Here is a 24,802-nt window from a genome sequence, read left to right as displayed (position 1 = left end):
ATTTCTAAAATTCCTTCTTTACTTTAGAAGTGCCTTTATTACCTTTTAGCCGATGGTTTTCTTTACTTTACTTTTATTATTCCTGACAGGAATACTTTCTCCCGCAGTAGCACCTTCTGTGGCTACCACTCCTTTAGTAATTACAGTTAAAACTGATTATGCTGCCAACAGTGAAAAACTTGTCTGGTCGCCTGAACGGAGACTTAACTGGGAGGATTTCAAAGGCCAGCCAGATGAAAAGAATCCACACCATGCTCTAACTGCAGCTAACATGGCTGTTGATGCCAGTTGGAAAAACAACCAGTTTATATATGAGGTAAAGTGCGTGTTTCTGCCAACTGAGTCCTGGTCTAAGAACAAAAGCTCTTATAAGCTTCTGGCACATGAGCAATTACATTTTGACCTTACAGAAGTTCATGCCCGCCAGCTACGAAAACAGCTTAAATCTTTAAGTATAAATGCTAAAAATTTAAAGTCTGATCTTAACCGTACTGTAGACGGGGCTTTTAAAGAATGGAAAGCAGAGCAGGAGCTTTTCGATAAGCTGTCTAAACATGGCTTAGATTCTACTTCTCAAAATGAATGGGCATACAGCATTAATACCCGCCTGAAAGAACTGGAACCTTATCAGTAATTTTTTTCAGATACACAAAAAGAGGACGTCCTGCCAACATAATTGGCAGGACGTCCTCTTTTTTAACCTTATTAATATTATAATTCGATTATTCTGCTGGGCCAAGATCTTTGATGGCTGGCCCGGTAATAACCTTTCCAAAAGGATCAAATCGCGAACCATGGCATGGGCAATCCCAAGAGTCTTCTACACTGTTCCAGCTCACTACGCATCCCATATGTGTACAAACGGCTGAATGCTGATGTCTCACACCATTATGGTCACAATATACAGCTACTTTTGAAGTACCTTTCCGCATAATCTTTCCTGTGCCCGGCATCACCTGCATCGGGTCGTCCACTTCGCCGGGAGTTACATAATCTTTGAACTGAGCGGCTACGTTTAAATTCACTTTTAAAAACTCACCTGTTGAATTAAGAAGGCTTGTACGACCTGGATCATATATAGCAGACCATTCGTTCGGACGCCCCATAATCAGATCGGTTATAAGCATACCGCCTATAGTACCGTGAGTCATACCATGTCCTGAGTCACCGGTAATAATATAAACATTTTCATCTCCCGGGTATTTACCAATAAAACCAAGGCTATCTACCGGTTCCATCACCTGCCCAGACCACTCGTACAACACTTCTCCTGCCATAGGGAACCTGAGACGCATCCAACTTTCGAGGTCTCTGAAGTGCTTCACATAATCATCCTCCTGCCCTGTTTTATGGTCAGCGCCCCCTACTATTAATATGTCATAGTTTTCGTTTGTTACTGTACTGTCTTCTGCTTTTCCTTTCAGCAGCCTTACATAGTGGTAAGGGTCCTGCATGTCCCAGTACAATGCATCAGGAACCTCTCCTGTTGGTACTGCAGCGGCAACCACATACGTTCTGTAAGGTTCCTGCTTGGTATGCATGGTCGTTTTGTCATTGATTGGTGTATTAGTAGCTACTACTAACTGGTTTGCCGATACAGAAAAACCTTCTGTAGTAACAACAGACACTACTGGGCCCTGTGTCTCAAACCGTTCTACTTTGGTTTCTGTATAAATCTGCCCGTTGCTGTTTTGTATAGCAGTGCTTAAACCAGCAAGGTATTTTAGCACGTGAAAGTGGCCCTGGTTCGGGAAGTGCAGGCATGGTAGTGCTGTAAGTGAAGTTAAGGGGCTTTCTTTCTGAAGAACTACATCATACCAGCCTATCTGCTGCAAAGCTTCCAGCTCCTTTGTTAGCGCTTCTTCCTCGTCTCTGTTATTAGCGAACATGTAGCCATCCACACGGGTAAAATCACAGTCTATACCTTCTTTATTGGCAATCTCTTCTATTTTATCTATCGCTGCACCATGGCTTTGTACAGCCAGCCTTGTGCCTTCTACTCCAAATAAATTAATCAGCTCCGGAAACCCATCATCAAGTGCGTTGGCCAAGTGAGCTGTTGTACGACTTGTCTCGCCTCCTCCTATTTTCTTAGCCTCCAGTACGACGACATGCTTACCTTCCTTTGCTAAAAGATAAGCGGTAGTTAAGCCGGCAATGCCTGCTCCTACCACACATACATCACAAGTTATATTATCACGAAGGACATTGGTAGATGGCATAGAAACACCTTCAACCCAAACAGGTAAGCTTGCTCCGGATTCTCTTTTCATAAATTTTATTGTTAGGCGCTAATGGTTTATTATACTAATCAATGAAGATCATTTGCTTAAGATTACGGTGTGCAAAGGCTTATGTTGCTGTAACACTAGCAAAGGGAAACGGGATAATTTGGATTTACTTAAGAATTGGGAGCGATAATGTATAGCAAACCCAAGTTTACCGCAGCTTATTCAAACTTTCTGACACACCTGCGGTTCTTTATCTGGAGAAGGCTTCTGCAACTTTGTCATACCCTCTCCATTATTTCAAATAATAGCTTACTATTTAAATTACAGGGCAGTATTATCTTTATATAAATCAGCCCTTTACCTTCCATAAACGTACAACAGAATAAGCCTATTAAATATAGAAATTGTATAGCTGAACAAGAAGTGAAGCACAACTTACTTGTGTTAATCTTCCAGACATTATATAAAAAATGAGCCAACTACTAAACAACAGAAAACATGAAGCTTATAATTCTTTTACTCGCTATCACATTTGGCTTTGGGGCCACCGTTAAAAATTCAGTAGATGAATTAAAGAAAATCAACGCCAGGCATGAGACAAATGGTTATAAACACCACCCCAACATGCTCCCGGAGGTTGTTATTGTTGCCCCTACTATTTAAGTCTTAAGTAAGTACTTTCAGGAAAGCTTAAACTAACTGAAACCTGTAGTGGTACTACATTGCCTTTAGTACAAAGTAAAACTACGTTTCCTCCCTCGCTTGCCTTCCTTCATTGGCACGTCTGTAATATTATGTCTTGTAGTTATCTTTCGGATATTAATATTTCTGAATCGATATATAGTTTGATGCTCCTCCTGTTGGCTTGCAAATCAATCATAAATAGGATCACCTGTTATAATTCTACAGATACCGATAAAATCACGTTTTAAACTACAATTGAAACCTGTGTTTTAGGTAGGACAGTTGGCATCTTTGTGCATGACTTTAGACTGATTATTGAACACTTTAACTGGAAGCGCGGAGAGACTTCTTTACTTATGTAATTCTTGTTCTTTTGCTGCTCTTCTTGCCTATGCTGACTCTCTGTAGCTATAATTGGATAAAAGGTAGAAGTTGCTCTTGACTTCAACAGAGCTATTTGTAACAGGGATAGGTGTAGGTATAGGTACAACGTTAAGAATAAGTAAAATGCAGTATGCGGCTTAATATCAAAGCTATACCTCCTCTACCCAACTTTCTTCATGAGTAGCCTTGAATCTATATTGTTTGAGACCAAACTAATAACGTACTTTTTCACTTGCATTTGCTTGCTTAGTGTACTTTGTAGCTTCTATAAAGGTAGGATTCCAGATTTCCTTTTTATGATCCTTTATAAAATGTAATAACTTGCTGTGAGCTTCCAGAGATACATTTAAAGAATGTTCTCCACCCACGCCATGAAAAAGAAAAACAATCATACTATTTGATTTCATCGCCTGCTTTACAAGGTCTATTAATTCGTCGCCTGTTTGCCCGTTTACAGCATAACAGCCAACGCTATACAAATTTGCGCTATTCTTTTGCACCATTTCTTCATGCACACCACGTGCAGCTACAAACTCTCCCTTTATGGCATCTATGTACGATACTCCATTAATCATTGTATCTCCGCATGGATAAGCAAACGTACGCTCTTTTTTACCATCAACTGCCTGCAATACAGCATTAGTCATTTTTATTTCATCTTTTAACCGGCGAACAGAATAAGTAGCAAGATCGTAATCAGGAGTGACAAAGCTTCTGCCGGGTAAACTGCCATTACAGGGATGGAAAAGTGTGTGATTAGCTAGTTCATGCTTATCAGTAGCTACCTTACGCCATTCATCTAAACGATTTGTGAAAGCTGGCGAAGAAGCTATCAAAAAAAAGGTGCCTTTCAAATGTAAAGAGTCTAAGGCAGGAACAACATTATCCAGATGCACATTCAGGGCATCATCATACGTAAGTACTACCGCAGCTTGTTTTTTATTCCAGTTCTGCGCACTCACAGATAAGCTGTACAAGCACAGCAAAAAAATGATAATTCTTTTTAACAGCATAATATTATTTCCTAACTAACCCGCAAGCTCCAGGTATTGGAATGACATTTCAACTTAGATACAAGGTTTAGTAATATATAAATACTATTCGACATTGATACTCTTCATCATGCAAATTGGCCTGAAAAGGCAAAACTTTACGAAGTCCTTCTAAATAAAAGCTCATCCTCTTTGCGCCAGCTTTTTACAATAGTAAACTACCTGAACTAACATTGTCCGATTATGTTGTTGATACAACTTGCTTCTTCCTGTTTCCCTCTTTGACTTTACCCATCCACTACTTACCTTCGGGAAAGGAAACTTTAAACTTACTGTAAAAGTTAAATTGCCAGCTTTTTGGATGTAGAGAAGTTTAAGCTTTTACAGGTTTAGCAAAGTTGCCGCATATTTAGTTTTACAACATAAAGCTTTAACCAGCCTTCCCTGCTCCTGCCTGACATCAGTAAATAACTCTGGCCGCAGTGGAAGCTTGCTAATTGATATGAATTCAGAAAAACTGGAACAGATTTCCGGGCAACTGGAAGGCGAGTTTTACTTCGACAACACCATGCGTACACTGTACGCAACAGATGCCTCGGCTTACCGGGAAGTGCCCCAGGCTGTGGCTTTTCCTAAGAATATCGCTGACATAAAAAAATTGATTGCTTTTGCCCGTCAGGAAGGCACATCACTTATTCCGCGTACGGCTGGCACCTCGCTGGCCGGGCAGGTGGTTGGGAATGGCATTGTCCTAGATGTATCGCGCACGTTTAATCAGATACTGGAGGTAAATCCCCAAGAAAGTTGGGTACGGGTACAGCCGGGCGTCATTCGTGATGAACTGAATCTTTTTCTGAAACAGTACGGGCTTTACTTTGGACCGGAAACATCTACAGCTAACCGAGCCATGATCGGGGGAATGGTGGGAAACAACTCCTGCGGTTCCAACTCCATTGTCTATGGCAGTACCCGTGAACATTTGATTTCAGTTAAGGCCATTTTAAGCGACGGTACAGAAACAGAGTTTGGTCCGCTTAACCAGGCTGAGTTTGATGCAAAGTGCCGCGGAGAAAACACTTCCAGCCCACTGGAGACCCGGCTTTATCAGGCAACAAAAGCGATGCTATCGCACACGCCAACGCAGGAAAACATCCGTAGAGAATTCCCTAAACCAAGTATCCAGCGCCGGAATACAGGCTATGCCATTGACATGCTGCTGGAATCAGAACCATTTACAGCTGGCTCAGTTCCCTTTAATTTTTGTAAACTGATAGCAGGGTCGGAAGGCACACTGGCTTTCCTTACAGAAATAAAACTACATGTAAACTCTCTCCCGCCAAAAGAGATCGGCTTACTCTGTATCCATTGCCACACAGTGGATGAGTCTTTAAGAGCTAACTTAGTTGCATTGCAGTATAAGCCAAGTGCCAGTGAGTTGATGGACCATTATGTGCTGGAATGCACCAAGACAAACATTGAACATAGCCAGAACCGCTTCTTTGTACAGGGAGATCCGGGGGCAATACTGGTGGTAGAATTAGGCAGTGATACGCGAGAGGAAATTGAACAACGTGCTAAAGCACTCGTGCAGGATTTAGAGGCTAATGGGCTCGGCTATCATTATCCTCTTATTTTTGGCCCTGACACTAAAAAGGTCTGGAATCTTCGTAAAGCAGGTCTGGGACTACTTTCCAATATTCCTGGTGACGCAAAGCCAGTAGCGGTGATAGAAGATACAGCCGTTGACGTAAATGACTTGCCTGAATTTATCCGGGAGTTTAACCTGACGTTGGAGCAGTATAACCTATATTGTGTTCACTACGCTCACGCAGGCACAGGAGAACTGCACCTGCGCCCTATCATCAATTTAAAAACAGAAGAAGGGAACAAGCTTTTCAGAGACATTGCCACTGAAATTGCCAGCCTGGTGAAGAAGTACCGAGGCTCCCTGAGTGGTGAGCATGGCGACGGGCGCTTACGGGGCGAGTTTATTCCTTTTATGATTGGAGAGGATAATTACAAACTCGTGGAAGAAGTAAAAAAGGTTTGGGATCCTGCCAACATCTTTAACCCTGGTAAAATTGTAAACACGCCATCCATGAATACTTTCCTGCGTTATGAACCAGGACAGGAAACACCAGAATTTAACACCGTATTCCGGTTTAGCCAGGCAGGTGGAGTGCTACGGGCTGCAGAATTGTGCAATGGCTCCGGCGACTGCCGCAAGACGCACCTTACCGGTGGAACCATGTGCCCTAGCTATATGGTTACCCGCAACGAGAAAGACACTACCAGGGGCAGGGCAAACATGATGCGTGAGTTCCTTACACGCTCCACTAAAGAAAACCGCTTCGACCATGAGGAAATTATGGATGCCATGGAGTTGTGCCTGTCCTGTAAAGGGTGCAAATCTGAATGCCCTTCAAATGTTGATGTAGCGAAGCTGAAGGCTGAATTTCTGCAGCACTATTATGATGCCAACGGAGTACCTTTCCGCACGCGCATGGTAGGCAACTTCACCAAAGCTAACCAGTTGGCCGCTATGGCACCAGGAGTTTACAACTTCTTATTTAAGAACAATAAAACAGCTGCCATAGCCAAAAAAATGATGGGCTTTGCTCCAGAGCGGTCTATACCTCTTCTGCATAAGACAACCCTTCATCAGTGGTTTAGAAAGCATCAGCAGAAAAAGAAAGATACTAACAGTCAGCATAAGCCGACGAAGAAAGTATATCTCTTCTGTGATGAGTTCACAAACTATAATGATACGCATATTGGTAAAACTGCGGTACTTCTGCTGGAACGACTGGGTTACGAAGTAGAGATTCCCAAGCATGAGGAAAGCGGAAGAACTTATATGTCAAAAGGATTGCTACGGGAAGCTAAAAAACTGGCACAGAAAAACGTAGCAATGTTGAAAGACGTCATCACTAACGAAACCCCTTTAATTGGTATCGAACCATCCTGTATTCTCTCTTTTAGAGATGAGTACCTAGACCTGGTTGGTAAGGACCAGGAAGAGGACGCGAAGAAGCTTTCCATTAACTGCCTGCAGTTCGATGAGTTTATTGCCAGGGAAATTTTGAACCAGAACATCGATAAAGAGATATTTAAGGATGAAGAGCGACTGATAAAGCTACATGGCCACTGTCATCAGAAAGCACTTTCTTCAGTTCTTTACACGCAGCAGATGCTTACCTTGCCTAAAAATTATAAAGTCGAGGTAATTCCATCTGGCTGCTGCGGTATGGCAGGTTCCTTTGGGTACGAGGCCGAACATTATGAAGTATCTATGAAAGTGGGCGAACTAGTACTATTCCCAACAGTAAGGCAACAGCCAGAGGAAGTAATTATAGCAGCTCCCGGTACAAGTTGCCGTCACCAAATACACGACGGTACAGGCCGGAAGGCCCAACACCCAATAGAAGTGCTTTACGAAGCACTCCGATAACTTATAGTATTTCATAAAATGCCCACCTTAACTGGGCATTTTATGAAATACTATAAGTTATAAGCAAGCTAAAGCAAACCTTTATAGATACTCCATGTTTTAGCCTTATATTAGATAAAAAAGCGGTTATCAATAAATTTAAGCTTCAGGTTTAAAATTAGTGACAAAGGCTTTAAGGTTATTCAATGGCTAATCGTTAAAACTGAATTAAATTTAGAAAAGCAGACTTGGAAGATGTTCCCTTTATTGTTAAAATAATGGTCTGTTTTAGGGGACGAACAAATTGGCTGGTATTTAACCTATATCGAAATGAAAGGCAAAATGTATTATTTCTCTCATTGTGTGTAATCACCAGTTTTATAGAATCCTTTTTTACCCAGGCAAGACTGAAAATTTCTGAAAAGGTTTGTCAAGACCTTAAACTGCCCGGGCAGTAAATTTGCTTACTTAAAAAACTAAGCTAAGGGCTTTCCTTTTACATGTTGAAGTAACAAGATAATGGCATCACATATTCTCCTGATCAACTGCCCTGACCAGAGTGGTTTAGTTTACAAAATCACGAGTGTGCTGTACAAACATGCACTTAACATAGTCCGAAATGGTGAGTTTGTAGATAAAAATTTCAACCATTTTTTTATGCGTACCGAGTTCTTTGGGGAGGTTGACGAAGAGCTGCTACTTCAGGGTTTATATGAAATTTTACCGGATGGAGTAGAAATTAAACTCACCGACCAAAGAAAGAAAGATATTGTACTGCTTGCCACTAAAGAACATCATTGTTTAAGCGATCTTCTTATCCGACATGCTTTTAATGAGCTTAATGCTAATGTTCTTTGTGTTATCAGCAATTATAATGTTCTGGAGGAGCTTACTCAGAAGTTCAATATTCCGTTCCATTGTGTCAGTCACGAAGGTTTGACCCGTGAAGCACATGAAGCAGCGGTATTGAAAATAATAAAACAGTACAATCCTGAGTTTCTGGTACTGGCAAAGTACATGCGGGTACTGTCAAGTGGCTTTGTAACCGCCTTTCCTAATCGGATTGTTAATATCCACCACTCTTTTCTGCCAGCTTTTGTAGGCGCGAACCCCTATGCACAAGCTTATGCTAGAGGTGTAAAAATTATAGGCGCTACAGCACATTTTGTTAACGACCAACTGGACCAAGGCCCTATTATTGCCCAAAGTATTATTCCTGTAGACCATACACACAATGCAAAAGAAATGACACAGGCGGGAAGAGATGTAGAAAAAAATGTGTTGGCCAAATCGCTGAAATTGGTCTTAAATGAACAGGTTTTCGTATCCGGTAACCGAACTATTATACTTGAGTAACAGAGACGTATTCTCACATAAAGCTATTTTGAATCAACCTTATTTTTCCTCCTTTTTCCTTAACTCTTTAAACTCTTCTCTTGCTCTCTCCCGGCATTAATTAGTTAGATGATAAGGTTATATTCATCTAAAGCTCCCGCTGATCATTGCATGAGTTTTTTTCTCATCATTTCATGAAATGCATTCCGATAAGTTTCCCCAAGTACAATGTCAGCTTTAATATTCCTGAGCAGAATCCGGTTCCCTTCAATGGCGATTATCTTATTTAAGGCGATGATAAATGACTTGTGTACCCGCATAAACAGCTTTTTTGGCAGACGTTCTTCAAGGTCTTTCATATTAAGCAGCGCCAAGGTGCGTTGGCCTGCATGATGAATGGCGACATAGTTTTTCATACCCTCCACATATTCTATATCTGATATATTTATCCTAAGCATCTTGCCCTTCTGCTCAGTCTTAACAAAAATGTAATCATAATCCAGTGGCTCTTCCAACTGAACCGACACTGTGCTTGGCTGTAGCACCTTCATTGCTCTTTGCACGGACCTCATAAAACGAGGCAACGAAACAGGCTTTAACAAATAATCTACCACTTCCAGGTCAAACCCCTCGGCGGCAAACTCGCTGTAGGCAGTAGTAAGAATAACTTTACTTTTACCATTGACAGCCCGCACGACATCCAAGCCTGAAAGTTCAGGCATTTGAATATCCAAAAAAATCAAGTCGATTTGGTGCGTATTAATCAGTTGCAGCGCCTGTAGTGGATTGGTTGTTGCAGCTATTAGGTTTAAATATGGCACTTGCTTCATATGATGCTTAATCACCTCAAGTGCATGTTCCTCATCGTCTACAATTATACAATTAATGGTCATTCTTAAAGCTTATAGGTGTATGAGAAGTTGAGCGTACCCTCACCGTAGGTGCAGTATAATTTATTTCGCTTTTGTGAAACTGGATGGTAAGCGAAACAGAATAACATTCCTCTATCTCGTCTATAATCAGTTCATGCCACCCAGGATAAGCTGCTTCCAAACGTCTGCGAGTATTGTCTAACCCGATGCCTTGGGAGATTTCCTTTGGCCCTTTACGTTTCTTATTCTGGACGGTAAAGCTGACTTGCTGCTGCTCGTTTACCTCCAGCACAAACCGCAGTGGATGTTCTGCATTGCATAGCTCCCCATGCTTGAAAGCATTTTCAACCAAAGTAATCAGGACAAGCGGAATAATTCTGATACCATTCAGTACTCCGCAGATATGAAAATCGATCTGCAGACGATTGCTGAACCGCAGCTGATTTATCTTAATAACATTGTGCAAGTGTTCAACTTCTTTGCTTAACAACACTGTACCGTTCTCGTCCTCTTCACTTTCTAAGGAATAGCGCATAATTTCACATAGTGTAAGAATTCCTTCCGATAGTTCTGCTGAATGACCTAGAGATTTGGCGTAGAAGAAATTAAGCGTGTTATGCAGAAAATGTGGATTGATCTGTGCCCGCAGAAAAGCATATTCAGCTTCCAGTTTACCTTTCTCCGCTTCCAGCTTTTGCTGCTGGGTAACTTTTAATTCTTGAGCTCTCTTACCCGACTGCCTTAAATGGTAATATCCTAAAGAAAGCGTTGAGAGGATCAGGTACATCCAAAGCGTTTCATTAGCCAGAAAACGCAACCATGCAGCCATTGTATTGGGCAATATAATTTCCGTACCGTACGCCAAAGGCCGTAACAAATGAATGGTTAGGGAAAAGAATATAAAACAGGAGATGAAGAACAAGGCTTCTGCAACTACAAAAGGTACCGTTTTACGTCTGGGAAGGAAATGAAAGAAAATAAAATTACTTCCATAAAAGGCATAGGCGGCAGGCAGAAATGTAATAAAAGTTGTAAGAATATCTTCTGAATCAGGATTTTCAAATACTGTAAGAGCCCACAAAGTGAGAAAACCAAGCCATACTCCCAGGTGCGATAGAACGATGCTATACTTTTTAATAAACTTCAAAAGAGCCATTGCCAGTTGTTGCTTAAAACAGAAGAACAGCAGGGGCAGGCCCCATTTGCTCTTCCTTAAAATTACCGTAAAATGCAAATAAACTAAAACAGTGATAAATATATTTGCTTCTCCTGAATCTACGATCAGCTTTAGCCCGAAGAGGAATTAGATTTTGATCAACAGGTGATTTCATTGCTACAAAATGCCTCTTATTAATATAAATCAAGAATCTAACGTTAAAGTTTGAGGCCTCAATTTTAGGCTGGTATTAAAAAAACTTGGAGCTGATTTCTGATGCCTAATTGCTTTCCATCCTGAACTTCTCCTCCTCGTTACCAATTTTGTGGCTCTTACTGCTTTTCACGTTCTTGTTACCAAACTTGTAAGAGAAATTAAGGCGCACAAAGCGACTCTCAGCTTTATTCTCAGTGTTAGAATTTACTCCAAAAGATTCTACTTTATAACTGTTAGTACATGTATTAAATACATCTGTCACGTTCAGAGTGAGCGTGCCCGCACTTTTAAGTATACTTTTGGATAAACCAAAGCTGCCTCCATACTGCGCTTTGAACCTGAAAGCTCCGAAACTCATAGGCGACATATAAGAACCGGAAAGCTCTCCCTTTAGACCATGTCCTAACTGTAAGGTGTTATTGCTGGAGAAAAAAACAGCTGCACCAGGGTCAGTTAATTGTGCTTCTGCATTAGCATGTACCACAGCGTACATAAAGCCTACGGTATTTGTAGTGTTCCACTTGCCGGAGAAAAAAGCTTTTGCATAAGTAGTTGTACCACTCCACTCATCGGCACTGTGAAAGTTTTTAAAAGAATAAAACACTGCATTACTCTCCTCCTTTGGCAACACTACCTCTGTAAGCACATCCTGATGATAGGCATAGCTCAGGGCTGTAAAAAGCTCATTATTAAAAGTATGTGATGCTTCAAAATTATGTGAAATGGATGGCTTTACGTTTGGGTTGCCCTGTGCATAAGCATACTGGCTGATGTAGGTGACAAATGGATTTACAATATCAAATTTAAAACGATCAATCTTCTTGCTGTATGACAACCCATACAACTGTTTATCAGACAAGTAATATTGTGCAGATAAATTGGGGAATAGGTGCAAGTAACTTTTGCTATGTTTTTGTTCTAACATAATAGAAGTACCTGTAGCGAAGGTTTGCTCGGCACGTAAACCAACCTGCACCGCTAGTTTCTGCCAGGAAGTGCTATAAGAGACGAACGAAGCAATAATATTTTCACGATAGATAAAGTGGTTAGTTTTACCCGAATCAACATTCCAATCTGTTTCTGCCGTACGACCTTCCCACAAAATATCATTATCAGTTTTTGTAAAGGTGGTTTTAAGTCCTGCTTCCAATAAACTGTTTTTCATAGGACGTACCAGATCAATTGTAAATGTTTTAATGGTGTTATCTGCAGGCGAATTATCCCTTAACATAGAAGCGGGTAGATGTTCCTGGCCTTCAATATTGAAATAGCGGGTGGTAAGTAGGTTGTGCCACTCTTTGTTGTAGCTGAAGTAATCTGCTCCTATTCTAAGTTCCATACCAGCAGTGTCCAGCTTCGCTTTATAGAAGATGCTTACAGATGGGCTAACTATTAGTGAATTTCCAACGGTTGTCACGGCAGAGGATGATAAAGGCGCATTTTTTTCCTCATAAATTATTGAAGTATTGTCGCTCTCACGGTTGCGGTGGTTCACTATGTTTTTGATCAAGATTCCTATCGAAGATGTTGCATTCAGGTTATAATCCATACCGACCTTAAGCGAGTTATTGTTTAATATCCGGAGCTCTTTACTATATTCCCTTACCTGCTCTTCTCTGCTTAACATTCTGAAAGACTTAATTATTGTGAATGGCTGGCTATACTGATAATCATAACTGCCGTATATGTTCATTTTCCGGGTGCGATGGTTCAGGCTAATAGACCCATTGTAGCGCGCTTGCATGCCCATACCTGCACCCAACGTAAACACGCCATTGGTGCCATAACTCCTGCTCTGATTAGTTATAATATTGATGACAGCGCCACCTGCCGCATCATACTTAGCCGATGGATTTGCTATCACTTCAACCTTGGCAACATTACTACTGGGCAACCCCCCCAACAAATCTTGCAGATCAGAACCGCTCAAGTTAGTATTTTTACCGTCAAGCAAAACCATGACGTTTTTGCCCCGCACCTGATAAGTACCATTCTGTTCGATCACACCTGGCGTTCTGGAAAGTACTTCACCCATAGTTCCACCTGCAGCAATTGGGCTCTCTGTTACATTCAACACCAGCTTATCAGCTTGATGTTCAATAAATGGCCTATAGCCCACCACCGTCACAGAATTAAGCAGCTTTACATCAGTGGCTAACCAAAGCTGCATTGTTGTTGCTCCCGTAGCTTTTATCTGCAAAGAATCCACAGTGACTGTTTTGTATCCAATAAAATCAGCTTTAAGGAAATACACATCCTTCTCTAAGTCTTCAAAACGAAAGGAACCTTTTTCATCTGTAACAGCAGCCTTTAGAAATGATGCGTTGGTGTACTTCTTTAATATAATGGTTGCGTAGGGTATCACCTGATGGTTCAGGCTGTCTTTTACAGTACCAGTAATCAATCCGCTGTTAAATTGTGCGAACGAAATAAAAGTGTTAAGACATAACAGAATAATTCCTGTTATCTTGGCTAGTGTTGTTTTCATTTGGTTCATTATTTAATGGTGTCCAAACATAAGTCAACACAAGCCACTCAGAAAAATTCATACACCAAACTGCCTTTGCCAGGTACAAATCCTGAGTTACAGAGATATTAGCCGTTAAGCAAAGCCTACGCAATGAACATTGAACAGGCTAGTGAAACATGCCTTGTTATTTCTGATTAGCACTTACTTATCTATGTCATCTGAATTAAAATATAGTATAATCTAAGAGGACAAACGGGGTAAAATTGAGTTTGTGGCTCTGTGAAAGCAGTGTCTAAACATAAGACACCTGCTCCCCTTCATACCTAAATACTTATTTCTCCGTTTCTTAATTACGAAGCTTCTGCGTAGTAGTAATGAGTATAGCTAAGGTGGATAAAAATACGGCAGGTGTTCTAAATTCAGTTAATCTTTACGGCTAAAAAATGTATCTTTGTGGAAGTTTAAAATATCTATAGTAGATAATTTAATACCAAACTTGTAGTACTATGAAAATAACATATTTCGGACAATCCAGCTTTTTATTTGAGATTGGTGAACATCGCGTTTTGTTTGACCCTTTCATTACACCTAATGAACTGGCAAAAGACATTGATATTGACAGCATCAAACCAGACTATATCCTGATATCACATGGTCACCAGGACCACGTGCATGATGCAGAGCAGATTGCGAAGAGCAATAACAGCACGATAGTAGCCATACATGAAATTGCTACCTGGTTCGGGAATAAAGGTGTAGAAAAAACACACCCGATGAATATTGGCGGAAAGGTAACATTGCCTTTTGGAACAGTAAAAATGGTAACTGCAGTTCACTCCAGTTCATTACCTGACGGCTCAAATGGAGGTGTAGCAGCAGGCTTTGTTGTAGAAACAGAAAATAAAACCTTTTACTTTGCCGGTGATACGGCCCTTACTTATGACATGAAGTTGATTCCGGAGCAGTTTGATCTGGATTTCGCCCTGCTACCAATAGGTGATAACTTCACCATGGATATTCATGATGCACTTGTTGCGGCTGATTTTATACAAGTGGATAAATTCATAGGCATGCATTATGATACTTTCCCATACATTGAAATTGACCATGAAGAGGTAAAAGAAGTGGCGCAGATGGCAAGTAAGGAACTAATTTTAATGGAGATAGGTCAATCAATAAACCTATAAGTTATAGAATGGGAAAAATTATTGCGGTTGCTAACCAAAAAGGTGGCGTAGGTAAAACCACCACGGCCATCAATCTGGCCGCCAGCTTGGCAGCCCTGGAGTATAAAACACTGCTAGTGGATGCTGACCCGCAGGCAAATGCTACTTCGGGCCTTGGTTTTGACCCAGCCAGCATTACTAGCAGTATTTATGAGTGCATGGTAGAGGATGTAAAGGTAGAGGACATCATACTTAAATCCCCATCAATTGACTTCCTTGACCTTATACCATCACATATAGACTTGGTGGGTGCTGAAGTAGAGATGATCAACCTGGACAATCGGGAAGAAAAAATGCGGGAGTCCCTGCGTCCTCTGCGTGCTACTTACGATTATATAATCATTGACTGCTCTCCTTCTTTGGGGTTGATTACTGTTAACTCACTTACTGCGGCTGACTCTGTTGTTATTCCGGTACAGTGTGAATATTTTGCACTCGAAGGTTTGGGCAAGTTACTGAATACCATCAAAATTATTCAGTCGCGCCTGAACACGGATCTGGCTATAGAAGGAATTCTGCTAACTATGTACGATGTGCGCCTGCGCCTGTCTAACCAGGTAGTGGATGAAGTCAAGACACATTTTCAGCAAATGGTGTTTGATACCATTATTCCCAGAAACGTGAAGCTTAGCGAATCACCTAGCTTTGGTATACCTGCTATTCTGCATGATGCAGAAAGTAAAGGAGCACTAAGCTACTTAAACCTGGCCCGCGAAATTGCAGAGAAGAACACCGTAGAGCTGGCTTAATATTATCATCATCCTTACATGTCTGACAACAAGAATTCTACAGCTAAACGTAAAGGTGGCCTCGGCAGGGGCCTTACCTCTTTATTAGAGGGAAATAAGTACACCGGTAAAATCGATTCTGAAACCCTAAATACTGTCAATACCATCGCAGACATAGCTATTGATCAGATCCAGACGAACCCTTTCCAGCCACGCACCCACTTTGACCAGGGAGCACTGGAAGAACTGGCTGAGTCTATTAAAATACAAGGCATTATTCAGCCTATCACCGTTCGCCAGTTAGACCAGAACAGCTATCAGCTGATTTCAGGAGAGCGACGCTACCAGGCTGCTAAAATTGCTGGCCTTACAGTTATTCCGGCTTACATCCGTAAAGCCGACGACCAGCAGATGCTGGAGATGGCCCTGATTGAGAACATTCAGCGTGAAAACCTTAATGCCATTGAAATTGCCCTCTCCTATCAGCGCCTGCTAACTGAGTGCAGCCTGAAACAGGAGGAACTAGGTGACCGTGTTGGTAAAAAGCGGACCACCGTAACAAACTACCTGCGCCTTTTAAAGCTGCCTCCCGATATACAGATTGCCCTGCGCGACAATATTATTTCTATGGGGCATGCCCGTGCTCTTATTAATATTGATACTGTTGAGAAGCAACTGGATGTTTTTAAAGAAGTAGTAGCAAAAGAATTATCAGTTCGAAAAGTAGAAGAGCTAGTTCGTAACCTACAAAATGCCAATAAGAAGCCAGACCCACAGCAAAAGCTGGTTTTCAACAAATATGAAGGTGAGCTAAAAGCTGTTGAGTCACGCCTGTCGTCTCAGTTTGGGACAAAAATTCAGGTAAAGGCAAACAATGAAGGCAAGGGCGAGATAAAGATTCCTTTTGTTACAGTAGATGAACTGAACCGCATACTTGAAATTCTTAATTACTAAGTCTGCATGAGACTGAGACGAAGTGCTGTTTTTCTATTGCTAGGTGTTCTGTTTTGTTTAGCAACAGTTCCTGTTAAAGCCCAAATAATTACTGCTGGCCCAGACTCTGTACGTGTTCCTGTTAATAATGCAGCGGCAGACACCACCAAAGGATTTTTTCTTAAGACCTGGGACAAACCAGCCAAAGCAGCACTTTTCTCTACAATAGTACCAGGCTTAGGCCAGGCCTATAATAACAGCTACTGGAAAGTTCCTATTATTTGGGGTACCGGAGCTGTTCTTGGCTATTTTCTGGTAGAGAATAACAGAAACTATCAGGATTATAGAGAAGCTCTGCTACTTCGTAATAGTGGTGAAGAAGACAAATACTATAACAATGAACGGTTTCCTTCTTTAGCAGCAGATTATCAGTATGGTGATCAAAATCTAAAATATCGTCGTGATACCTATCGCCGCTGGCGCGATATGACCATACTCCTATCTTTGGTAGGTTGGGGGCTAAATGTTGCAGAAGCTTATGTACATGCCCATATGAAGGAATTCGATATCGGCGAAGACCTGAGCCTGCGTATGCAGCCTAATTTTATTAAAGACCCTAACACTCCTGGTGGCATTTCACCAGTCATTACTCTAACACTCTATAAAAAATAAAATGAGAATTTTGTTGATCGGATATGGCAAAATGGGTAAAACCATTGAGCAAATGGCTCTGGCAAAAGGACATCAGATTGCCGGTACGATAGATCATTCAAATACTGAAACCTTAAGTAATTATACTGCTGATAATACAGATGTAGCCATTGAATTTACGCATCCAGAAGCAGCATTTAACAACATCTCTTATTGCCTTACTCATGACATTCCTGTTGTTTCAGGCTCTACTGGCTGGTTAAATAAGTTTAAAGAAGCAACAGATTTGTGCCAGCACAATGGCGGTGCTTTCTTCTATGCCTCAAATTTTAGTGTAGGAGTTAATCTGTTTTTTCATTTTAACGAATATATTGCCAGTAAAATGCAGGCTTACACTGAATATAATGTCTCTGTGAAAGAAATACATCACCTACAGAAAGTTGATAAACCAAGTGGTACTGGCATTACCACAGCTGAAGGTATTGTGAAACATTATACTGATTTAAATGACTGGGTGGCAGACGATGAGGCTGATAGCAAGATAAGTATTTACTCGGAGCGGGAGCCAGACGTGGTAGGTACACATATTGTAACCTACGCCTCTGAGATAGATAAAATTGAATTAGGGCATGTAGCCCATAGCCGTGCCGGTTTCGCCGGTGGAGCCTTGATGGCAGCAGAATGGTTACTAAACAAAAAAGGTGTTTATGGCATGAAGGACATGCTAAACCTTTAACATATCCTTGTACAGATGAACGTTAAATTCTGGGAAAGAAAGCCAGCTACCAAAGAGCCTAAAAAGAAGAAAAGCTTTGCACGCGAGTGGGGTGATGCTATTTTATTTGCCGTAGTAGCTGCCAGTTTAATACGCTGGGCAACTTTTGAAGCCTACACCATACCAACTCCCTCTATGGAAAAGTCGTTGCTGGTTGGCGACTTTTTGTTTGTGAGTAAACTGCACTATGGGCCGCGTACACCTATCACACCTTTGCAGGTTCCGCTAACACACCAAACTATATGGGGAACAAATATTCCCTCCTACTCTGATGCTATTCAACTTGAGCCGCACCGTTTACCAGGCTTTTCAGAAGTTAAGCGCAACGATGTAGTCGTATTTAACTACCCACCAGAAGAACAGCACCCTGCTGATTTAAAGACCAATTACATTAAACGCTGTATAGGTATTGCAGGAGACTCAGTAGAAGTTCGAGATTTGCAGGTGTACATTAACGGGCAACCTGCTGAGAACCCAGAGCATATGCAGTACAAATACTTTGTCTCTACGGACAATTATCTTAATGAGAAATTCTTTCTTGAGCGTGATATAACCGATGTTATTCAGTGGCAAGGTGGTTATATAATAGATACTACCCCTGAAAGAGCTGAGGCACTGGCTTCCTTAGACATCATAAAAGAAACTATTCTATTGAAAGATCAGGCAGGCAAAGCTGATCCGGAGGTGTTCCCGCACGTGCCAAGCAAATATGAGTGGAACAAAGATAACTATGGTCCTCTATACATTCCTAAAGAGGGTGCTACGGTAGCCATTACACCAGAAACTCTTCCTCTTTACGAAAAAGCAATTCTGGAATATGAACATAACGAAAATGCTGAAGTTAGGGATGGAAACTTGTTTATAAATGGTCAGCAGGTAAACCAGTACACCTTTAAACAAAACTACTATTTCATGATGGGTGATAACCGCCATAACTCCTTGGACTCCCGCTACTGGGGCTTTGTACCTGCAGACCATATAGTAGGTAAAGCAGTAATGATATGGATGTCAACAGACCCTAATGGTAGCTTTCTGAGCAAAATCAGATGGAACCGTATATTTAACACCATTGAATAAATTTGCTTTTTAATACGTTTTTCAAAGCCCATCCTTCCATAGGTTGGGCTTTTTTGTTTTCAATCCATGCACTAAATTACGTAAACTTAAGCAAGCTAAACAGAATTGCTTAGTTAGTGACGAGTTTACCAACGGCAATACTTTTAACAGTTATGGAAATGAGGCAATCTAATTGTCACTAAGGGTATGCGAAAGTTCATTAGTTAAAGTAGCTCCTATGATTATACTATAAAAGGCACATCCGTAATGCAGCATCAGCATAAGTACCTACACCGCTTTATGGAAACAAACAGGCTCTTCTTCTCTGAATGGCTAGAGACAGATTTCGCAATGGCTCTAAAACTATGGGGAAACCCTAACGTCACCAGGTATATTTCAGCTACAAGTATTTTATCTAAAGATAACATAAAGGATAGACTACAACTGGAAATAAGTAATGGGGAAAAACATGCAATACAGTATTGGCCTGTTTTCCTCAAATCAGACGGTGCGTTTGTTGGCTGTTGCGGTTTAAGACCATATGATAGCGAGAGAGGTATTTTAGAAATTGGGTTTCATATCTGTGAACATTACTGGGGAAATGGCTATGCAAAAGAGGCAGCACTGAAAGTAATCTCTTATCCTTTTTCAGTTTTGTCTGCCAACGCTTTGTTTGCCGGGCACCACCCTGAAAACACAAATTCCAAACACCTCCTCCAGCGCCTGGGCTTTCAGTACACTCACAAGGAACTATATCCACCAACTGAACTTTACCATCCCTCCTATTTACTAACGTTGCACGCCTTTAATGATAGTAAGTGAAACTTACCTTCCTATTCCTGGATCTGACTTTCATCAACATTAAATCAGCAAATATTTTTAACCAAACAATCGAAAGCATTGCTATAACAAACAATTTACTATGATTAAAGGCATATTTTTATTATTTTAACAATAAAATATTTATATATACTATATGAATTTCAAAAACTACACTAGAAGCCTAGTTGTTATTCTGTGCCTTACAAGTCTCACTTCATTCGGACAGAAGATTTCTAAAGATGAAAAAAAGATACTGCGTAATGTTGAACAGAGTCACGATGAAGCAATTAACTTCTTACAGGAAACTGTTAATGTTAACAGCGGCACCTTTAATTTAGAAGGTGTAAAGCAGGCTGGAACAATCTATAAAAAGATGCTCGAAGACATGGGCTTTACTACTACATGGATAGATATGCCTGAAAGTATGAACAGAGCAGGGCATTTAATTGGAGAGATAAAAGGTAATAAAGGAAAAAGGCTGCTCTTGATTGGGCATATAGATACTGTTTTTGAACCTGAAAGCCCTTTTCAAAGCTGGGAAGAAAAGGATTCCATTGCTATTGGCCCCGGCTCATCAGATATGAAAGGAGGAAACATGGTGATGTTGTATGCTTTAAAGGCACTCAAAGATGCTGGTCAGTTAAAAGACAGGCAAGTGATTGTCGTGCTGCATGGTGACGAAGAGAATGCTGGCCGCCCACTTGAACTTAGCCGAAGAGACATTATTGATGCCGCTAAGCGTAGTGAAATTGCTTTGGGATTTGAGACAGGAACAGGTTTTAATGATGCGACCATTGCGCGCAGAGGTAGCAGTAGCTGGACACTGAAAGTTTCAGGAAAGCAGTCTCACTCTTCAGGTGTGTTCTCAAAAAATACTGGTGCTGGTGCCATATACGAAACAGCCCGCATTCTGAACAGGTTTTATGAAGAACTACAGGAGGAATATTTGACTTTCAACCCGGGGGTAATTTTAGGTGGCACAAAGGTAACAATAGATTCTTCGGGCACTCAGGGCACTGCATCAGGTAAAACTAATTTAGTTGCCAATACCACTATTGTTAAAGGAGATTTGCGTTTTTTAACAGAGGAGCAAAAAGAGCAGGCACGTGAGAAAATGAAAGCCATCCTAGCTGAAAGCTTACCTCAAACTAAAGCAGAAATATCTTTCACAGACAGCTATCCTGCTATGCCACCAACAGAAGGAAACATGGCCGTACTTAATGTGCTTAACCAGGTAAGTTTAGACTTGGGTCAGGGAGAAGTAAAGCCATACGACCCAGGCAAAAGAGGTGCTGGAGACATTTCCTTTGTAGCTCAGTATCTGGATGGCCTTGATGGTTTAGGTGTGATTGGTGGTAGTTCCCATGCTCCAGGAGAATATGTTGATCTTAACTCTTTAGAAGATATTACCAAAAGAACAGCTCTGTTGTTGTATCGCCTTACAAGTAGCAAATAATAAAAAGATCCTTACTACCTTATAAATCTTTACTATAGAGTTATCTATCCTAATGCTAACCTGTTTCACTATAAGTATTACTTCCCCTTTAGTTACTGCACAGCAAAAAACAGGAAACAACAACCAATAATTAGTTAAATTACTTTTGAATCAAAATAAAAAAATATGGCTGCATACGTTATTGTAGAAATTGAAATTACAGACTTGGAGACGTATCAGGGATACACAAAATTAACTCCTGCTACACTTGAAAAATACAATGGTAAGTTTGTAGTGCGAGGCGGGCAATACGAAAGCTTAGAGGGAGACTGGAAACCAAACCGCATTGTTTTACTCGAGTTTCCTTCCGTAGATAGAGCCAAAGAATGGTGGAACTCACCCGAATACACTCCTGCCAAAGCTATCCGCCAAAAAGCAGCAAACACTAAAATGATTGTTGTAGAAGGATACCAAAGCTAAAATTTCTTTTACCGCTACAAAAGCCATAGCAGAAAGTTCTCCTGCTATGGCTTTTGTGTTTAATATTCCTTTCACGCTCTTATGGTACTTACAGAAACAGTGGCTAATTAATAAAATACTCTTTGGTGAGAATGCTTTTGCTTAGAAAAATCCATTATTCATGTAACGCCTTAATCTGCCTGTCGTTTGAAAGACAGGGTACTATTATAAGCAGGTGTGCCCTGTGTAGAAATTTAACTTAACATAAATTATGCAATTCAAACAACTGCCAGTCTTGTGCAATGCAAAGGGTGATTTGCGAAAGGTCGGCTTTGAGCTGGAATTTGCAAACGTTGGGATAGAAGAGTCTGTGCAAATAGTACAGGAATTGTATGGAGGGCAGGTACAGAAGAAACACCGATTTTCACAGAAGGTGGTAGATACTCGGCTTGGGGATTTCAGCATAGAAATTGATTTAAAACTATTAAATGAGAAGACTTATAAAGCACCTCTCGATAAACTGAATATTAACTTGCAGGATATTAAACTGGGAGAAAGCACCTTGGAATTTGAAGTAGAAACTGCTCTGGAGAATTTGGCACGAACAGTACTACCTTATGAAATAGGCACTCCACCTGTTGCTTGTACAGAGTTGGAGCAACTCGAGCTACTCCGGAAAGCTCTTTATGAGCATCGTGCGGAAGGTACAAAGGCTTTTTTAACGAATGCCTATGGCACCCACATTAACCCAGAGTTGCCGGATACAGATATAGCCACCATCTTAAACTACTTAAGAGCATTTCTGTTGTTGTACCCCTGGTTGTTAAAGGCAGGAGAAACAGATTTTGCAAGAAGAATGACATCCTTTATAAACCCTTATAAGGCAGATTATACAGCTCTTGTATTAAACCCCACCTATAAACCTGATCTGGATAAGCTTATTGAGGATTACCACCTCTATAACCCGGACCGGAATCGTCCGCTAGACCTGTATCCATTGTTTGCTGCTTTACGAGAGGAAAAAATCAGCCAGTACACGAACCTTGGGAAAGTAAAGGCCAGAACAACCTTCCATTACCGGCTACCGAACAGCTCAGTTGCTGATCCGAATTGGTCTCTGGCACAGGAATGGAACTTATGGGTAGTTATTGAAGAACTGGCAAATGACCCCGAACGCTTAGAGCAAATGTGCCTAGAATACCTCACATTAAAAGATAACACGTTTATCGGTTTTGATAATAAATGGATAGAACATACTGAAAGATGGCTCTCTTAACAAAAAAATATAAAATAAATCGTGACAGACCAACCATAGGCATCACCGGACCTAATAGAGGGGGTGGAGTAGCATGGTTTTTTACATCACTGGCTGTCTGGATGGCAGGCGGCAAACCAGTACGTATTACGCCTTCCAGCCCTCGCACTGCCGACGGACTGCAAGCGCTGATTATTGGAGGCGGAGCAGATGTAGACCCTAGTACTTACCAGCAGGAAAGTGTTATAGATGAATACCTCGCCAAAACAATCCGGCAACCCAGGAAGAACATTTTCAGGAGGATTGGCCGCTTTACAAAATGGCTTTACTACCCCGCTTTGTTCTTCGTCAGGAAAGTTTTCAGCCGAAAAAAGGGCTGGAAGTTAGATCACGAGAGAGATCACCTGGAATTTCAATTGATTGATCAGGCCGTTCAGAAAGGTTTACCTTTGATGGGGATATGCCGGGGCTCTCAGCTTATAAACGTTTACTTCCGGGGTACACTTTACCAGGATATCAACACCTTTTATCTCGAAGAACCAAATCCATCCAGTATCTTCCCGGTGAAGCGGGTGTACATAAAGCCAGGCAGTAAACTGGCTCATGTACTCGGTGTGCAGCGGCTTAAAGTAAATGCACTACACCACCAAGCTGTTAAAGAGCCAGGTCATGACATGGCTATTGTAGCTCAGGAAGAAAATAATGTTGTACAGGCTGTAGAGAATCTAAAACAGGAGTATATTATTGGTGTACAATGGCACCCAGAATACCTGCCTCAGCACAAAGAACAACGCAGACTTTTTCAGGCTTTGGTGCAGCATGCACGAGAAGTTCAACTTCAGATAGAGGACGATGACTTAGATGAAGCATTGTCTATGCCTAGAGCAGCCGTACTGAAAGAAATGCAGGAAAGGGAAAAAGCACTTCTGGAGGAACTAAGAAACAGTGCTTAAGCTAAGACTGAAATATTTGAGTGAGGAGGTTAAACTTCTAGGCCAACCTCCTTACCCAAATATTTCTAAAGCTAACAGGGTTTTCATGGTCCTGTAATGCAATAGCAGCTTTTCCGTGAGGGTGAACATTTGGCGGAACAATATATTCAGTCGTTCCTTTTATTTCGGTGTGGTTTTGGACCAACACACCATTAAGTAACACTGTCATGGTAGCAGGCTTTTCCAGTTTACCTTCTTCTGAGAAACGTGGAGCCATATAAAAGACATCAAATAAATTCCATTCTCCCGGTTTTTTCATGGCATTAACTAAAGGTATGGCTTGCTTATATATACTTCCGGCATGGCCATTAGCATACGTTTTGTTCTGGTAAGAGTCCAGTATCTGCAGTTCGTATCTTTCCTGAAACAGAATGCCGCTGTTACCTCTTCCCTGCCCCTTTCCTTCTATTTTCTCCGGAGCACGCCATTCTATATGTAGCTGAATATCCCCAAACTTTTCTTTTGTTTTAATATTTCCTGCTCCTTTTATTACCGTAAAAGAACCATCCTCTACTTTCCATTGTGCAGGACCACCTTCTGCACTCTCCCACATAAACAGGTCTTGACCATCAAACAAAACAACTGCATCAGACGGAGGTGCCGTACCATTACCGGGTGTTACTACCTTCGGTTGCGGCTCCCACACTTCTGTGTCTTTAGGGTCTCCTTGTTCTGCCATAAGTACATCGGTTATTTAATA

General features: G+C 41.2%; 21 protein-coding genes. 15 read left to right on the top strand and 6 right to left on the bottom strand.

What is annotated here, in order from left to right; translation table 11 throughout:
* The first annotated feature begins 52 nt into the window (after positions 1-52).
* Complete coding sequence (locus LN995_RS02020) at positions 53-634, top strand: DUF922 domain-containing protein (protein ID WP_229957899.1); 582 nt, start codon at positions 53-55, stop codon at positions 632-634.
* Positions 635-722: 88 nt separating this feature from the next.
* On the opposite strand, the gene LN995_RS02015 is transcribed toward LN995_RS02020, so the two are convergent.
* Complete coding sequence (locus tag LN995_RS02015) at positions 723-2,273, bottom strand: FAD-dependent oxidoreductase (protein ID WP_229957898.1); 1,551 nt, start codon at positions 2,271-2,273, stop codon at positions 723-725.
* Between the two features lie 456 nt (positions 2,274-2,729).
* Between LN995_RS02015 and LN995_RS02010 the strand changes: the two genes are divergently transcribed.
* Complete coding sequence (locus LN995_RS02010; RefSeq protein WP_229957897.1) at positions 2,730-2,894, top strand: hypothetical protein; 165 nt, start codon at positions 2,730-2,732, stop codon at positions 2,892-2,894.
* 617 nt (positions 2,895-3,511) lie between these two features.
* Here LN995_RS02010 and LN995_RS02005 read toward each other — a convergent pair.
* The gene (locus tag LN995_RS02005) at positions 3,512-4,261 is read right to left on the bottom strand and encodes a polysaccharide deacetylase family protein (RefSeq protein WP_229957896.1); all 750 of its coding nucleotides are present in this window, start codon (positions 4,259-4,261) and stop codon (positions 3,512-3,514) included.
* Positions 4,262-4,793: 532 nt separating this feature from the next.
* Between LN995_RS02005 and LN995_RS02000 the strand changes: the two genes are divergently transcribed.
* Both LN995_RS02000 and purU read left to right on the top strand, forming a co-directional pair.
* Entirely contained in the window at positions 4,794-7,742 is a 2,949-nt protein-coding gene (locus tag LN995_RS02000; protein ID WP_229957895.1) for an FAD-binding and (Fe-S)-binding domain-containing protein, read from the top strand.
* A 498-nt stretch (positions 7,743-8,240) separates the two neighbouring features.
* Positions 8,241-9,077, top strand: a complete 837-nt coding sequence (gene purU, locus LN995_RS01995; protein WP_229957894.1) for a formyltetrahydrofolate deformylase — start codon at positions 8,241-8,243, stop codon at positions 9,075-9,077.
* A 143-nt stretch (positions 9,078-9,220) separates the two neighbouring features.
* Here the strand turns inward: purU and LN995_RS01990 are convergent, their stop codons facing one another.
* The 3 genes from LN995_RS01990 to LN995_RS01980 form a co-directional block, all read right to left on the bottom strand.
* Positions 9,221-9,949, bottom strand: a complete 729-nt coding sequence (locus LN995_RS01990; protein ID WP_229957892.1) for a LytR/AlgR family response regulator transcription factor — start codon at positions 9,947-9,949, stop codon at positions 9,221-9,223.
* Positions 9,939-11,075: a sensor histidine kinase gene (locus LN995_RS01985; RefSeq protein WP_229957890.1), complete on the bottom strand. Its 1,137-nt coding sequence runs from the start codon at positions 11,073-11,075 to the stop codon at positions 9,939-9,941. Before LN995_RS01985 ends, LN995_RS01990 begins: the two co-directional genes overlap by 11 nt.
* Before the next feature lie 289 nt (positions 11,076-11,364).
* Positions 11,365-13,788, bottom strand: a complete 2,424-nt coding sequence (locus LN995_RS01980; protein WP_229957888.1) for a TonB-dependent receptor domain-containing protein — start codon at positions 13,786-13,788, stop codon at positions 11,365-11,367.
* A gap of 488 nt (positions 13,789-14,276) precedes the next feature.
* Between LN995_RS01980 and LN995_RS01975 the strand changes: the two genes are divergently transcribed.
* The 11 genes from LN995_RS01975 (at position 14,277) to LN995_RS01925 (ending at position 24,063) form a co-directional block, all read left to right on the top strand.
* Positions 14,277-14,957 (top strand): metal-dependent hydrolase, encoded by a 681-nt coding sequence (locus tag LN995_RS01975; protein WP_229957886.1) that lies wholly within the window; start codon positions 14,277-14,279, stop codon positions 14,955-14,957.
* Positions 14,958-14,965: 8 nt separating this feature from the next.
* Positions 14,966-15,745, top strand: a complete 780-nt coding sequence (locus tag LN995_RS01970) for a ParA family protein (RefSeq protein WP_229957884.1) — start codon at positions 14,966-14,968, stop codon at positions 15,743-15,745.
* Between the two features lie 18 nt (positions 15,746-15,763).
* On the top strand, positions 15,764-16,678 hold the full coding sequence (locus LN995_RS01965; RefSeq protein ID WP_229957882.1) for a ParB/RepB/Spo0J family partition protein: 915 nt from the start codon (positions 15,764-15,766) through the stop codon (positions 16,676-16,678).
* Between the two features lie 6 nt (positions 16,679-16,684).
* Positions 16,685-17,329 carry a DUF5683 domain-containing protein gene (locus tag LN995_RS01960; protein WP_229957880.1) on the top strand — a complete coding sequence of 215 codons (645 nt, stop codon included), beginning with the start codon at positions 16,685-16,687 and terminating at the stop codon, positions 17,327-17,329.
* A gap of 1 nt (position 17,330) precedes the next feature.
* Complete coding sequence (dapB, locus tag LN995_RS01955; RefSeq protein WP_229957878.1) at positions 17,331-18,044, top strand: 4-hydroxy-tetrahydrodipicolinate reductase; 714 nt, start codon at positions 17,331-17,333, stop codon at positions 18,042-18,044.
* Between the two features lie 15 nt (positions 18,045-18,059).
* Complete coding sequence (gene lepB, locus LN995_RS01950) at positions 18,060-19,160, top strand: signal peptidase I (protein WP_229957876.1); 1,101 nt, start codon at positions 18,060-18,062, stop codon at positions 19,158-19,160.
* Positions 19,161-19,406: 246 nt separating this feature from the next.
* Positions 19,407-19,961, top strand: coding sequence for a GNAT family N-acetyltransferase (locus tag LN995_RS01945; protein ID WP_229957874.1), 555 nt, complete (start codon positions 19,407-19,409; stop codon positions 19,959-19,961).
* A gap of 154 nt (positions 19,962-20,115) precedes the next feature.
* Positions 20,116-21,417, top strand: a complete 1,302-nt coding sequence (locus LN995_RS01940) for a M20/M25/M40 family metallo-hydrolase (RefSeq protein WP_229957872.1) — start codon at positions 20,116-20,118, stop codon at positions 21,415-21,417.
* A 165-nt stretch (positions 21,418-21,582) separates the two neighbouring features.
* Positions 21,583-21,876 (top strand): DUF1330 domain-containing protein, encoded by a 294-nt coding sequence (locus tag LN995_RS01935; RefSeq protein ID WP_229957870.1) that lies wholly within the window; start codon positions 21,583-21,585, stop codon positions 21,874-21,876.
* 250 nt (positions 21,877-22,126) lie between these two features.
* Complete coding sequence (locus tag LN995_RS01930; RefSeq protein ID WP_229957868.1) at positions 22,127-23,131, top strand: amidoligase family protein; 1,005 nt, start codon at positions 22,127-22,129, stop codon at positions 23,129-23,131.
* Positions 23,119-24,063 (top strand): gamma-glutamyl-gamma-aminobutyrate hydrolase family protein, encoded by a 945-nt coding sequence (locus tag LN995_RS01925; protein WP_229957866.1) that lies wholly within the window; start codon positions 23,119-23,121, stop codon positions 24,061-24,063. Before LN995_RS01930 ends, LN995_RS01925 begins: the two co-directional genes overlap by 13 nt.
* A gap of 37 nt (positions 24,064-24,100) precedes the next feature.
* Here LN995_RS01925 and LN995_RS01920 read toward each other — a convergent pair whose 3' ends face one another.
* Entirely contained in the window at positions 24,101-24,781 is a 681-nt protein-coding gene (locus LN995_RS01920) for a 3-keto-disaccharide hydrolase (protein ID WP_229957864.1), read from the bottom strand.
* Positions 24,782-24,802: the final 21 nt, after the last annotated feature.

This window comes from Pontibacter silvestris, from assembly GCF_020907275.1.
Classification (GTDB): domain Bacteria; phylum Bacteroidota; class Bacteroidia; order Cytophagales; family Hymenobacteraceae; genus Pontibacter; species Pontibacter silvestris.
Note: the sequence above shows the minus strand (reverse complement) of the source record. Positions and strands in the feature narration are given on the sequence as shown.